Raw genomic sequence first — 12,862 nt, forward strand, 5'->3', positions numbered from 1 at the left:
GTTTCAAGGCAGCTCGGCGCCCGCTGGCACGCCGCGCGGGTACATCTCGGCTAGCAGCTGGCGGCGCTCGTACAAAAGCGCACGCAGGCGCGAGTCGATGACCGCGGCCTCGATCTGATCAGCCTCACGGCTGCGCGACTGGCGCAGGCCGGAGCGCAGGCGATCGATCGCACCGTTCAAATCGCCCATGGCCGCCCTCACCTCGCCCTGGGCGCGTACCGCCCGCAAGGGCTGATCCAGACGCTCCCAGAGCTGGGCCAGCTGGGCCCAGGCGCCCGCATCCTTGGGGTTGAGGCTGACAAAGGTCTGCAAATCGTCGGCCGCCTGGCGGGCCGTCTCCAGGCCCCGGCTGTCCACCATGGCCAGCTGGGCGCGCTGCATCAGCATGGCGCGTGAGCGCTCACCCGCCAGCGGCTTGAGCGCGGCAAAGCCGTCCGCCGCCTGGCCCTTGGCCTGGGCCAGCTCGGCGCGCAAATAGCTCAGCATGCGAGCGGCTTGCGGGTCGGTGCCGATCAATTGCAAGGTTAGCTCCGCACTGCGCAAGGCGTTCTCGGCGCGGCCGAAGTCGCGCATCTTGATCGAGGCCAGGGCACCGGCATAACGCGCGCCGAGTTGCTCAAAACCCCTGCCGGGGCCAGCGGCGCTGGTGTCGCGCACGCCCGCGTCGAGGTTTTGCAGCTGGGCCCAGGTCTCGGCCCGCGGGTCCATCAAGACCTTGGCGCGTGCCGCCATCAAGGCATGAACGGCCAGGCCCGGCGGCCGCACAAAGGCCTCGGTGCCCAGGCGGGTGCGGGCATCGCCGATGCGTTCGCTGGTCAAGGGGTGGGAGCGCAGATAGGGGTAGTTGCCCGCATCCATCAGGTGGTAGGTCTGCTCCATGCGCTCGAACATGCTGAGCATGCCGGCCGGTGCAAAGCCGGCCTGACTCATCACATTGAAGCCCACGCGGTCCGCCTCGCGCTCCATATCGCGGGAGAAGGCCAGCGAAGCGGCCGCTGCGGCCGCCTGGCTGCCCACGATGGCGGCATTGGCGGCGTCCACGCTGCCGCTGCGAGCCGCCACGATCAGGCCGGCGATCATGCCGGCCGTGGCCAGCAGGCTGTTGCGCGAGTCGCCGGTGATGCGGCGCGCGATATGACGCTGGGTCACATGCGATAACTCATGGCCCAAGACCGAGGCCAACTCATCGGCCGACACCGTCATCGAGATCAGGCCCAGATGCACGCCCACAAAGCCGCCCGGCAGGGCAAAGGCGTTGACGCTTTTGTCGCGCACCAGAAAGGTTTCCCAGGCGAAGTGATCCTTGGTCTCGTCGCCGATATTGCCCAGGCGGGTGGCGGCCAGCACCAGGGGCGACCAGATGCTCTGCACATACTCCAGCAGCAGCGGGTCGTCCAGATAGTCCGGGTCGGGGCGGATCTGGCGCATGATCTGCTCGCCAAAGCGCCGCTCCGCGCCCACATCCAGATCGGCCGAGACCGAGTCGCCCAGAGTCGGCAGATTGACCTGGGCGAAGCTCAGGCTTGGCCCGCCGCTCAAGATCAGGGCCGCCATCAAGCTGGCCATCAAGCGGCTGCGCAAAGGGTGCGGCGCGGGGCCGGTCTTTTCCTTGTTCTTCAACAAAAAAGAATCTCCAAAGGGCAGAGAGCAGGGGTCTCGGGAACAGGGCGAGTCTGACATAGATGGGCGCCTGCATCTGCATTCACCCTTTACGCTTTCACTATGATGAGGCCCAAGGCACTCCCCATCGTTTCGCCTTTGTTGCCCAATTGTTGCCAATCGAACCCTCAGCCCCGGCATGACTTCCAATCTCCTCACCCATTTTGATGCCCAGGGCCAGGCCCATATGGTGGACGTGGCCGCCAAGGATGTGACGCACCGCGTGGCCGTGGCCGCCGGCCGCATCCGCATGCAGCCCGCCACCCTGGCCTTGATCCGCAGCGGCAGCGCCAAAAAAGGCGACGTCATCGGCATTGCCCGCATCGCCGCCATCCAAGCCGCCAAGCGCACGGCGGATTTGATCCCGCTCTGCCACCCCCTGCCCCTGACCCGGGTGACAGTGGACTTCGAGTTAGACGAAGCGGCCTGCGCCGTGCAGTGCCGCGCGCAAGTCGAAACCCTGGGCCGCACCGGCGTGGAAATGGAAGCCCTGACCGCGGTGCAGATCGGCCTGCTCACGGTTTACGACATGTGCAAGGCCGTGGACCGCGGCATGGTGATGGAGCAGATCCGTGTGCTGGAGAAGCAGGGTGGCAAGAGCGGCGACTGGTCGGCCGATCTCGGGCCTGGTGCCTGATCAACGCCCGATCAACGCATTTCCCGCCACTCGATCTGCTGCTGCGGCGGCAGGCACTGGTAGGGCTTGAGCGTAGCCAACTCGGCTTCTTCGAGCGCCGTGCACTCGGCGAAGAAGGCCTCGCTGCTTTTGTTGCGGAACTCGCGCAGGCGCTCGGACACATAACTGGCTTTTTGATCGTCACCCACCGCGTGCAAGGACTTGGCCCAGGCCATCATCAGGCGCGCATCGATCAGCTGATGCGCGCTGCGCTTGGCCGCCGCAAGCGCTTGCGGGCCGTAGCCAAGACTGGTGGCCGCGGCGTAGTCGGCCTGGGTGGAGAAGAACAGCGATTTCTGCCCGGCGTGGATACGCTCCGGCAAGGGCGCGGCGGACTCACCGGGTGAGTAGATCACCACCACGCGCTGATAGTCCCAAAGCGCATAAGCCGTGCCCAGCATCAGAATCACGCCGGTGACGGCCAGCAGGCGCGGCAAGCCCTCGACCTCGGCGCCACGCTGCGGCTGATCGTCCGGCCGACCCAGAGCCAGACCGAAGGCAAAGGCCGTGGGCAGCAGGAAGTAGGCGTACCAAAGCGGGTATTCCAAGAGGCTGTGCAGGCCAATCATCAAGACCAGCATGAAGGCGCAGCGGCGCATCAAGGCCTGGCCAGCGTCCTTGGCCTGCATGCTCATGCGCAGGGCGCGCCACAGCGACCAGCTCAGCAGGCCCAGCACGGTCAAACTCAGCGGCAGGCCCAGCTCCACCGCCAGCTGCATGGGCAGGTTGTGGCAATGGTCGAAGAAGGCCACCGGGCGATTGGGGAACTCGCTCATGGTCCAGGCCAGATTGAATTCACCCCAGCCCACGCCTAGCCAAGGGTTCTGCTTGAGCAAGACCCAGGCATTACTCAGGATGGCGATGCGGGAGGGCGAACCCGCGCCCTCGGCCAGGCGTGACTCCACCCCCAGGGCATGGCCGCTGCTGGCCGACCAGGCCGCCACCAGCCACCAGCACAGGGCCAGCATCAACGGTGTGGCCAGCAAGGAGAAGCGGGCCAGGCGCGGCAGGCGCCGGTCCAGCGCACCCCAAAGAGCCAGGATCAGCACACCGATCACGCCGGTGCGTGAGCCACTCAAAACCACGGCAAAGATCAGGCCAAACAGAATCGAGGGCAGCACCCAGGCGCGGCCAAAAGGATTGAGCCGACCCGGCATGCCCAGGTAAACGGCCGCCACACAAGACCACATCAACAAGCTGGCCAGATGATTGGGCTGACGCATATTGCCCACGGCACGCCCTGGCACGCCCGAGCGCGCGATCACATTGCCGTCGGCAAACTGCGGCGCAAACACCTGCACCAGGCTGACGACCAGACTCAGCAGACCCGCGACCAGCAAGCCCCAGCAAAAGACCTCGAACCAGAGCTGGCGCGCGCGGTCGTTCAGGCCTTGGGCGCCGAAGAGCAGCAGCGCCGCCGCCGCCAGCATGGCGCCGCTGGACAGAGCCAGCGACAAGGGCAGGCCGGTCCATAGATGCGAGGCCAGCGGGGCCAGCATCAAGAGCACCAGGGCCCACAAAGCCGCCGTGCTGCGCACCTTGGGGCACTCACGCGCCAGCAGGCACAGCACCGCAGCCCAACCGCCCAGGGCCGCCAGCTGATTGAACAGCGTTGCCGACGGGCTGATATTGAAGGCCAGCAAAGGCGGGATCACGCTGGCCAGCAGCAAAAGCGTCAAGGCCAGGGGCTGGAGGATTTGCGGCCCGGGGCCGCGCAGGGCTTGGGCGCCTTGGGGCGCGGTAGAAGTGGACGGAGAAGAAGAGATGGCGCGTGACATGGGCCGAATCATCACATGAGTCCCGCCCCCGCAAGCACCGCTTGACCTGCTCGATTTATGTGTACTACAGTACTAGTACACGCAAGGAGTACCGTGAACCACGAACAGATCTTCAGCATCAACACCGGCTCCACCGAGCCCATTTACCGCCAGCTGATGGAACAGCTGCGTCGGCGGGTGGCCAGCGGGCAGCTGAGTGCGGGGGATGAAATCCCCTCGGTGCGCGAGCTGGCGCAAAGCCTGGCCGTGCACCCCATGACCATCTCCAAGGCCTACAGCCTGCTGGAGTCCGAAGGCCTGCTGGAGCGCCGCCGTGGCCTGGCCATGCGCATCGCGCCCCAGCACAGAAAGGCCCAGAGCGCAGCCTCGCGCATCGAGCTGCTGCGCCCCAGCCTAGAGCAAGCGGCCGAGACCGCACGCCAGCTGGAGCTGAGCGCCGCCCAAGCCCTGCAGCTGTTTGAACAAATCCTCCAAGAACTTCCTGACCCTCAAGAGGGAGACGCCGCATGAACGCCAGCACCCATCCCAGCAGCACGCTGCGCCCCGCCGACCTCAGCCTGCACAGCAGTGCGATCCAACAACCCAGCGCCAGCGCCTGCTTGAGCGGCGTGCAGCTGGGCTATGGCAAACAAACCGTGCTGCGTGACCTGAGCTGGCAGCTCTTGCCCGGCCAGGTGGTCGGCCTGCTCGGCCGCAACGGCGCGGGCAAGACCACGCTGCTGGAGACCTTGCTGGGCCTGCGCGAGCCGCAAGCGGGCCGGGTCGAACTGTTCGGCCAAGCCGCCTTGCAGATCGACGACGCGGCCCGCGCCCGCATCGGCTATGTGCCCCAGCAAAGCGATTTGTTCGAGGGCTTCACGCCCGCTCAGTTGCTGGCTTACTTCAGGAGCTTTTACCCGCGCTGGAACGAGGCCAAGGTCGAGGGCCTGCTGTCGCGCTGGGACATCGCCCGCGACAAGCCCATCGCCAAGCTCTCCGGCGGCCAGCAGCAGCGCCTCTCCATCATCCGCGCCCTGGCCCATGAGCCCGATCTGCTGGTGCTGGACGAGCCCGTGGCCAGCCTGGACCCGGCCGGCCGGCGCGACTTTCTGCGCGAGCTGGTGGAGCAGGTGCTGGACCGCGGCACGACCGTGGTCTTCTCCACCCACATCTTGTCCGACCTGGAGCGGGTCGCATTCAACCTAGCTTTTATGAGCGAAGGCCGAATCAGCTGCCAAGCGCCGCTGGACGAATTGATCGAGCAGCTGCGCAGCGTGCAGGGCAGCACGGCCCAGCTGCAAAGCATGGTCAGCCGCCTGGGCGCCGAGGTGCTGCGCCGCCACGCCCTGGAAAACGGCCAGGCCCGTTGGTTGATACGCCTGCCGCTCGACGCGCCGCCTCTTGCGCAGACTGAGGGCTTGCAAGCCCTGAATCTGGAAGACCTGTTCATGGAGCTGACCTGACATGGGCACCGCTTTAGCACCCTACCGCCCCATCCTGCTTTGCGCCTGGCAGCAGCATCGCAACTTGGGTTCGCGCTGGTTTGTGCCCGTGCTGGCTTTGTTGTGCCTGGGCACCTTGCTCACCTTGGGCCTGGCTGTCGATTGGCGCGCCGCGCAGATCGCGGGCCAGGCCGTCAGCCTGCTCTTGCTGCTCGCCCTCTGGGGCCTGCTCTTCAGCAATCTGCGGCGCCAAAACCACCCCGCCAGTGCCCATCTGGTGCCCCAGCATCTGCAGCGTTTGCGTGCCACGGCCGTGGCTGCTTTGCTAACGTTCACTGCTCTCGGCAGCTTGATACTGAGCCTGAGCACAGGCCAAGCACTGGCCTGGGCCCTGGGTCTGGCCAGCCTGATGCTGTCCATCGCCGCCTGCCTGCGTTGGCCGCGCCTGTGGTTCCTCATCTGGCTGCTCCCCGCGCCTTACTGGCTGTGGCCCAGATCGGCGGTCTGGCCCTGGCTGAAGCAAGGATTGCTGAGCTGGTACGAGCAGCAGCCCGCCACCTTAGCCGCCGCGGCCCTGATCCTGCTGCCCTGGCTGCTGAGCCGAATGCTGCAGGGCGGTGGCAACGCCCATCTGAAGAACTACCAGGTGCAGGAGGACTTGCGCCATGCCATGCAAGAGCAGATGCGCGGCGGCATGGTCACGCCCAAGACCTTGTCGCCTGGAGGATTTTGGATAACGCGCTTGTTCAACTGGCCGCGGCCCTTGTGGACCGCCTATTTGCTAGCCCAGGCCAACACCAGCACCCGCAGCCTGATGGCCAGGCTGGACCTGGTCACCCTGGGCAATGTGCACTGGGCCAGCGCCCTGGGCGCTTTCAGCATCATCTTCGGCGCAGCAGGGGCCATCATCGCTCTCACCCAAGCGATCTACGGTTATGACTGGCGCCTGTTTTTTGGCCACAGCAATGCGGGCCTGCACATCGGCCTCATCAGCATGGCCATCAGCCCGCTCTTCGGCCTGGCCGGCAGCCTCTACGGCAGCCGCCGCGAGCAGGCGCTGCTGATGCTGCTGCCCCATATGCCGCGCGGCCAGGCGCTCAATGCCGCCATGAGCCGGCGCCTGCTGATCCAGTTCGGCCTGCAATGGCTGATCGCCCTGGCCTTGGTACAAGGCCTGCTCAAGGCCACGCCCACCGATTTCGCCGGGCGCTTCTCGGGCCTGCACATTCTGCTGGTCGTCCTGCCCATGGGCAGCCTGCTGTTGCGCGACTGGGCGCGCCAGGCCCAGCCTAACGGCAATTGGGCGGCCCTGGCCTTCATCGCCGCCGGCATCTGCAGCGGCGCCATTGCCGCCCTGCAATGGTGGCTGAACCTGAGCTTGTGGCCTTTCGCCATCGCCTCAGTTCTGATCACCCTGGCGCTGGTGTACATCCGCTGGCAGCGCTGGGTGCTCGGTGGCCCGCAAGCCATGCCGGTGGGGCGATTGAGTTTTTGATCTGACACCTGAGCAAGGAAAGCCAATGACCGAACAATCCACACCAGCCGCCGCATGGCTGAGCAAGCATTGGTTCCTGCCCCTCGCGGGCTTGATCGTCGCAGGCGATCTGAGCGCCGCGCGGCTGGGTGACTGGCAGGGCTCGCAGCTGCTGGAAGCGGCCCTGCTATTCGATCTGGCCTTGCTGCTGCCCGCCCTGTATTGGGTTTGTTATCGACACCAAGGCAAGCCCGCGCTGCTCAAGGCCATCGGCCTGGCCTGCCTCGGCATCTGGCTTTGCGGCAAGGCCATCCCAGCCGAACAGCAGCAGTTCCTGCCTGCGCTGACTTGGCTGCGCTATCTGGGCTTGGCGGGCCTGCTGGCGCTGGAGCTGAAACTGGCGCTCGCCTTGTACAAGGCCGTGGTTCTCAAAGGTCAATCGCGCCAGGAGGCCGAGACTCAAATGGTGGGCGAAGGCATGCCGCCATGGGTGGCCCGCTTGATGGCGTTTGAAGCCTCGCTGTGGCGCAAGGTCTGGATGCGACTTCGTCGCCTTGGTCAAAAAAGGCGAGGCTAGGGAAGCTCCCCGCCGCCTCGCCAGAGAACCGACGCCATATCGACATAACATTGACGTTGATCGTATTTCTTATTTGCGTATTTGAACTTCTTAGGCTCACAAGCGGCTGGCACAAAGCGCGCGGCGCACAATTTGCGCGGCCTCACTCATGGGAAAAATGAAACCACTGCGCCTCTCTCTCTTGCTCATGTTTACAGGCCTGCTCGGCGCCTGCTGGCTTTGGCCAGGTTCAGAGACGCCGCCCGCCCTCATCGAAGGGCCCAGCAACTCAATTCAAGAGCCCCCACCTGCCGCCCAAGCCAGCCCTGCGCTCAAGGTCGTAGCGGCTGCCGCATCAACACCCAGCTTGCCCAAGCCCGCTGTCACCCCCGATGTCATGGCCCAATGGACCCAAGGCTTCAGCAGCGAGCAGCCCTATGCCCTGGCGCTGCGGCTGCGCGATGCCCGACTGCCCGGCTCATTCGGAGCAGCACTGACCTTGACTCACGCTTGCCGTTCGGCCATGGGGCAGGTTCGGGCAGGTGAACTTCTCGGACCAGACAGTGACCCCTTGCTGCGCGGAAAAAATGAGCCCAATTACGCGCAACGCGTACAGGCCCGCGACTCCTTGGAGCGCCGCTGCCTAGCCTTTAGCCAACACAGAGACATCGATATGCCTCTGGCCGACGACCACCCTGGTCAAACCCTGAACCAGGCCATCTACCTTTTTCCCTACTTTTTCGCCACCGGCAAAGCCCGCCAGTTTGCCCAGATACTTGCGGAGCAAGGTCAACTGCAGCACTTTCTGCCAATGCTGCCCTATTGGGACGGCAAGGCGATGACAGAAGAGGGCGATCGGCAGGTCTACAACGGGGCAATGAACCTGGCCGTCAAATTGGCCACCGCGCCTACCGTTGCGCCTGATCAAGACATCCGCCTGCTTGCTGCATGCCTGAGCCAAGGCCATTGCGCCAAAGACTTCATCGAACTCCACCGCATGAACTCACCGCAAGACACGGAGGAGCGACGCAGGGTGGAAGCCTTGGCGCAGGAGATGGTTGCAGCGATGCGGGCCGGCGACTACCAAAAATTTGCGCGCTGAGGGCCTGGTAAAGCGGCCCAGCATCATCCTGATGCTTTCCTGATGCCGCATCTGCTAACTTGCTCATCATGAGCAAAAGTTCCTCAGCACCCAAGGCCGCACGCAGGCAAGACCTGGCCCTGGCCGCCCTGACCTGGGCCTCGGCCTTTGGGCTGATGTGGCGTCTGGACGGCGTGGTGGAGCTGGCCAATCTGGCCTTGCTGCTGGTGTTGGCCGCGGCGGTGGCGGGTTGGTGGCTGAGCGTTCGGGCCTCCTTGCTGAGCAGCGCCCTGGCCGTGCTGGCTTTTGCTTGGCTGTTTGTGCCGCCGCGCTTCAGCTTCACGGTGGAGCACCATCCCCACGCCCTGCTGCTGTTCGCCATGCTGAGCTTGTGCAGCATCACCGCCTTGCTGATGGGGCGCTCGCGCCGCCAGACGGCGCAGGCCCGGCTGATGGGCGCGCGCGCCGAGCAGCTGCGCGCCTTCAGCGACAGCTTGCGTGACGTGCACGAGCCGCAGTCCCTGGCGCCGCTCTTGCATCAGGAACTGGACGCCCTGCGGCCCGAGCCGGTGCAGTTGCTTGTTCTCAAAAACCAGCTGCCGCCGCGCAACGACGCCGAGGCCGCCCTGTGGCTGGGGCCCGAGGCCGATGCCGACCAGGCCACCGGCCTGTGGCTGTGCCTGCGCGAGGGCCGCGCCTTCGGCCCCGGCACCGGCCGGCATCAGGACCTGAAGGCCTGGTATCTGCCCCTGCGCGGCCGCCATGCCAGCTATGGCGCGGCCTTGCTGCATCTGCCGGCCGGCGGGCAGGCTGAAGAACCCGGCCTGCGCGCCCACGCCCAGTCGCTGTGCGATCAGATGGGCTTGGCCCTGGAACGCCAGGCCACCGAGCAGACCGCCCGGCTGGCCCGCGACGAAGCCAGCAGCCAAGCCACCCGCAATGCCTTGCTGGCCGCCATCTCACACGACTACCGCACGCCGCTGGCCTGCATCATGGGCGCGGCCTCCTCCCTGCTGGAACAAGAGGCTCGCCTGGACGCCCGCCAACGCCAACGCCTGGCCGCCACCATCCTCGACGAAACCGAGGCCTTGCGTCGCATGACCGACAACAGCCTGCAGCTCGCGCGCCTGGACGCGCCCGGTGTGACGCTGAGCCTGGACTGGGAATCGGCCGAGGAACTCATAGGGGGCGCCCTGCGCCGCAGCCGCCAGCGCCGCGCCAGCCTGGGTGAGCGGGAGGGCGAGCCGGAGGCCGCGCCGCCGCGTCTGCGCGCTCGGGTGGAGCCTGGCCTGCCCCTGCTGCGCTGCGATGCCGTCTTGCTCAGCCAGCTGCTGGACAACTTGGTCGACAACGCGCTGAAGTACGGCGCGGGCAGCCCGGTCGAGATCCTGGCGCGCAGCCTGCCCTGGCCCGATCCCGGCCCGCAGCAAGGCGAGCCGCACATCGTGTTGTCAGTGCGCGACCGCGGCCCCGGTGTCTCGCGAGCCTGGCAGGAGCGCATCTTCAAGGCCTTCCAGCGCGGCGCCGAGGCGCAATCCGGCCGGCCCGATGGTTCGGAGCGCCGTGGTGCCGGCGTGGGCTTGGCCGCCTGCCGTGCCATCGCACTTGCCCATGGCGGTGCGATGCGCTACCGCGCCCGTGCCCACGGTGGCGCCAGTTTCGAATGTTGGCTGCCGCTGCAGGCCGCCCCCTCTCAAGCCCAGGAGGCATTGCTGCCATGAGTTTGCAAGTGCTGTTGATCGAGGACGACCGGGAGCTCCGCGCTACCCTGTGTCAGTCCCTGCGAATAGAAGGTTATGAGGTACAAACCGCCGCCAGCCTGGCCGAGGCCCAAGCCCTGCTCAAGCATGGCGGCGAGTTCGATCTGATCTTGCTGGACCTAGGCCTGCCCGATGGCGAGGGCAGCGAACTCTTGCGCGAGCTGCGGCGCGATCACAGCACGCCGGTGCTGGTGATCTCGGCCCGCGAGCAGGATGGGCAGAAGATCAGCTTGCTAGACGACGGCGCCGACGACTACCTCGTCAAGCCGTTTAGCGTGCGCGAGCTGCTGGCCCGCATGCGGGTGGCCCTGCGCCATCGCGGCGTGCACACCCGCCCGGCCCTGACCCGCTACGAGCAGCAGGGCCTGGTAGTGGATCTGGAGGCCCACCAGGTCAGCTTGAATGGGCAGGAAGCTCATCTGACGCCCACTGAGTTCAAGTTATTGGCCCGCCTGGTGCGCAGCGCCGGCAAGGTGGTGACCCATCGAACGCTGCTCAGCGATGTCTGGGGGCCGGAGTACACCGAACACACCCACTACCTGCGCCTTTATATGGGCCAGCTGCGCGCCAAGCTGGAGCGCGACCCAGCCGACCCGCAGCGCTTGCTGACCGAACCCGGCGTGGGCTACCGGCTGGACGGGCCGGGCTGACAGACCGCATGAGTTCAAACCAAGGGAGAAAACAAAGATGCGCAAGATCATCATCAACAACTTCTGGCAAGGCAGCCGCTCGCACTTAATCGGCTTGGCCGCCGGCCTGCTAGCGCTGCACAGCCACGCCGGGGCGGCCGAAGCCAATCGCGTGCAAGCCTTGCTGCAGCAGGCCCTGGACGGCGACCGCAGCGGCGCTTGCGTGCAGGCGGCCGTGATCGAACAGACTCAGGTCTTGCGCGGCAGCTTCTGCGCCAAACCACGGCTCCAGGGCGAGCCTGATTTTCAGCGCCCCTTCGAGATCGGCTCGGTCAGCAAGACCATGGCGGCCTTTTTAGTGGCCGATCTGATCGCCCGCGGCCAGTGGACGCTGGACGACCCCATCGCCAAACATCTGCCGCCCGGCACCCAAGTGCCGCGCCAGGGCGAGCGCCAGATCCTGGTACGCGATCTGCTGACCCACAGCGCCAGCCTGCCGGCCCTGCCGCCCGGATTCGCGCCCAAGTCCATGGACGACCCCTACGCCGATCTGAGCGAGGCCGACTTGCTGGCCGCGCTGGCCAAGACCCGCTTGAGCGCGCCCATTGGCAGCCGCAGCGAGTACTCCAACTTCGGCATGATGATTGTCTCGGCCGCCTTGGCCCGCAGCACCGGCGGCGACCTGGAAGCCACCCTGCGCCAGCGCCTCTTCGAGCCCCTGCAAATGGACGGCGCCTTCATCAACAAGTCACCTCTGGGCAGCCTGCGGGTGCAAGGCCATCTGCCCGGCGGCAAGGCCAGCTCGGCCTGGAACGCGCAGACCAATCTGGCCGGTGTGGGCATGGTCAAGGCCAGCCTGAATGACATGGTGAGCTATGCCCAGGCCCAGCTGGGGCAGCGCAGCGGGTTCAAGCCAGGCCTGGATAGGGCGCAAGCCAAGTCCATTCTGGCTGCCATGCAACTGACCCAGCAGCCCCTGAAAGCGCCCTTCGGCATGAACTGGATGCGCTACCAGTTCAAGGGCCAGGACCTCGTCGCCCACGAGGGCGGCACCGGCGGCTTCTCCGCCCTGGTGGCCTTGCAGCCCCAGGCCCAGCGCGCGGTCGTGCTGCTGGCCGATACCGCATTGACCGATCTGGGCGGCCTGAGCCCCCTGGGCCACGCCCTGCTGGGTTTGGAGAAGACGCCACCCGAGCCGCGTCGCGCCAGCAAGGCCAGCGCCGATTTGCTGGCGTCCATGGCGGGCGACTACACCCTGGGCAGCATGGCCGTGCGCCTGTGGCAGGAGGACGGCCACCTGCGAATGCAAGCCGCCGGCCAAGCCGCTTTTGAGTTGCACTACGACAGCCGGGGCGACTTCTATCCGCAGGATTTCAACGCCTTGCTGACGCCCGTGCTGCAAGACGGCCGCGTGATTGAGGCTGTGTGGCGCCAAGGCGGCGGTGCCCTGCCCTTGCAGCGCAAGATTGCCGCCACCGAGGCTCAGGCCAAGGGCTCGCTAGGCACAAACCCGGCTTGGCAAGAGTACGTCGGCAGCTATGCCCTGATGCCTCATTTCAAGCTGCGCCTGTTTGAAGATGCAAGCGGCCGCCTGATGGCCCAGGCCACCGGGCAAAGCGCCATCGCCGCCGAACTCACGGCCAAGGACAAAATAGAAATCAAGGCCGTGGGCGCAGTGCTGAGCTTCAAGCGTGATGAAGCCGGCCAGGTGCGCAACCTGGTGCTGAATCAAAACGGACAAAGCCTGGAGGGGCCGCGTGAGCCCTGAGGTCGGCCGCTGAAGCCTATGCGCTGGCGCGTTAGGCGCGACAGCGATCTGGGTTCAAAG

At 66.1% G+C, this 12,862-nt stretch carries 11 protein-coding genes; 9 read left to right on the forward strand and 2 right to left on the reverse strand.

What is annotated here, in order from left to right; genetic code table 11:
* Nucleotides 1-3 precede the first annotated feature (3 nt).
* Nucleotides 4-1,620, reverse strand: coding sequence for a M48 family metalloprotease (locus DBR47_RS08855; RefSeq protein ID WP_231512204.1), 1,617 nt, complete (start codon nucleotides 1,618-1,620; stop codon nucleotides 4-6).
* A 178-nt stretch (nucleotides 1,621-1,798) separates the two neighbouring features.
* Between DBR47_RS08855 and moaC the strand changes: the two genes are divergently transcribed.
* Nucleotides 1,799-2,296: a cyclic pyranopterin monophosphate synthase MoaC gene (gene moaC / locus DBR47_RS08860; protein ID WP_124449075.1), complete on the forward strand. Its 498-nt coding sequence runs from the start codon at nucleotides 1,799-1,801 to the stop codon at nucleotides 2,294-2,296.
* 11 nt (nucleotides 2,297-2,307) lie between these two features.
* On the opposite strand, the gene DBR47_RS08865 is transcribed toward moaC, so the two are convergent.
* Entirely contained in the window at nucleotides 2,308-4,113 is a 1,806-nt protein-coding gene (locus tag DBR47_RS08865; RefSeq protein ID WP_197046951.1) for a PglL family O-oligosaccharyltransferase, read from the reverse strand.
* A 93-nt stretch (nucleotides 4,114-4,206) separates the two neighbouring features.
* Here DBR47_RS08865 and DBR47_RS08870 point away from each other — a divergent pair, with 93 nt between their 5' ends.
* The 8 genes from DBR47_RS08870 to DBR47_RS08905 all read left to right on the forward strand — a co-directional run bounded on the left by DBR47_RS08870 (nucleotide 4,207) and on the right by DBR47_RS08905 (nucleotide 12,802).
* Complete coding sequence (locus DBR47_RS08870) at nucleotides 4,207-4,623, forward strand: GntR family transcriptional regulator (RefSeq protein WP_231512205.1); 417 nt, start codon at nucleotides 4,207-4,209, stop codon at nucleotides 4,621-4,623.
* Nucleotides 4,620-5,555: an ABC transporter ATP-binding protein gene (locus DBR47_RS08875; protein ID WP_124449079.1), complete on the forward strand. Its 936-nt coding sequence runs from the start codon at nucleotides 4,620-4,622 to the stop codon at nucleotides 5,553-5,555. The genes DBR47_RS08870 and DBR47_RS08875 overlap by 4 nt, the downstream gene beginning before the upstream one ends.
* A gap of 1 nt (nucleotide 5,556) precedes the next feature.
* On the forward strand, nucleotides 5,557-7,029 hold the full coding sequence (locus tag DBR47_RS08880; protein WP_124449081.1) for a hypothetical protein: 1,473 nt from the start codon (nucleotides 5,557-5,559) through the stop codon (nucleotides 7,027-7,029).
* Between the two features lie 25 nt (nucleotides 7,030-7,054).
* The gene (locus DBR47_RS08885) at nucleotides 7,055-7,585 is read left to right on the forward strand and encodes a hypothetical protein (RefSeq protein ID WP_124449083.1); all 531 of its coding nucleotides are present in this window, start codon (nucleotides 7,055-7,057) and stop codon (nucleotides 7,583-7,585) included.
* Nucleotides 7,586-7,961: 376 nt separating this feature from the next.
* The gene (locus DBR47_RS08890; RefSeq protein WP_124449085.1) at nucleotides 7,962-8,666 is read left to right on the forward strand and encodes a hypothetical protein; all 705 of its coding nucleotides are present in this window, start codon (nucleotides 7,962-7,964) and stop codon (nucleotides 8,664-8,666) included.
* 68 nt (nucleotides 8,667-8,734) lie between these two features.
* Nucleotides 8,735-10,366: an ATP-binding protein gene (locus tag DBR47_RS08895; protein WP_124449087.1), complete on the forward strand. Its 1,632-nt coding sequence runs from the start codon at nucleotides 8,735-8,737 to the stop codon at nucleotides 10,364-10,366.
* Nucleotides 10,363-11,055: a response regulator gene (locus tag DBR47_RS08900; protein WP_124449089.1), complete on the forward strand. Its 693-nt coding sequence runs from the start codon at nucleotides 10,363-10,365 to the stop codon at nucleotides 11,053-11,055. Before DBR47_RS08895 ends, DBR47_RS08900 begins: the two co-directional genes overlap by 4 nt.
* Nucleotides 11,056-11,092: 37 nt before the next feature.
* Nucleotides 11,093-12,802: a serine hydrolase gene (locus DBR47_RS08905; RefSeq protein WP_124449091.1), complete on the forward strand. Its 1,710-nt coding sequence runs from the start codon at nucleotides 11,093-11,095 to the stop codon at nucleotides 12,800-12,802.
* Nucleotides 12,803-12,862 lie beyond the last annotated feature (60 nt).

This window comes from Paucibacter sp. KBW04 (genome assembly GCF_003852425.1).
GTDB lineage: Bacteria > Pseudomonadota > Gammaproteobacteria > Burkholderiales > Burkholderiaceae_C > Paucibacter_A.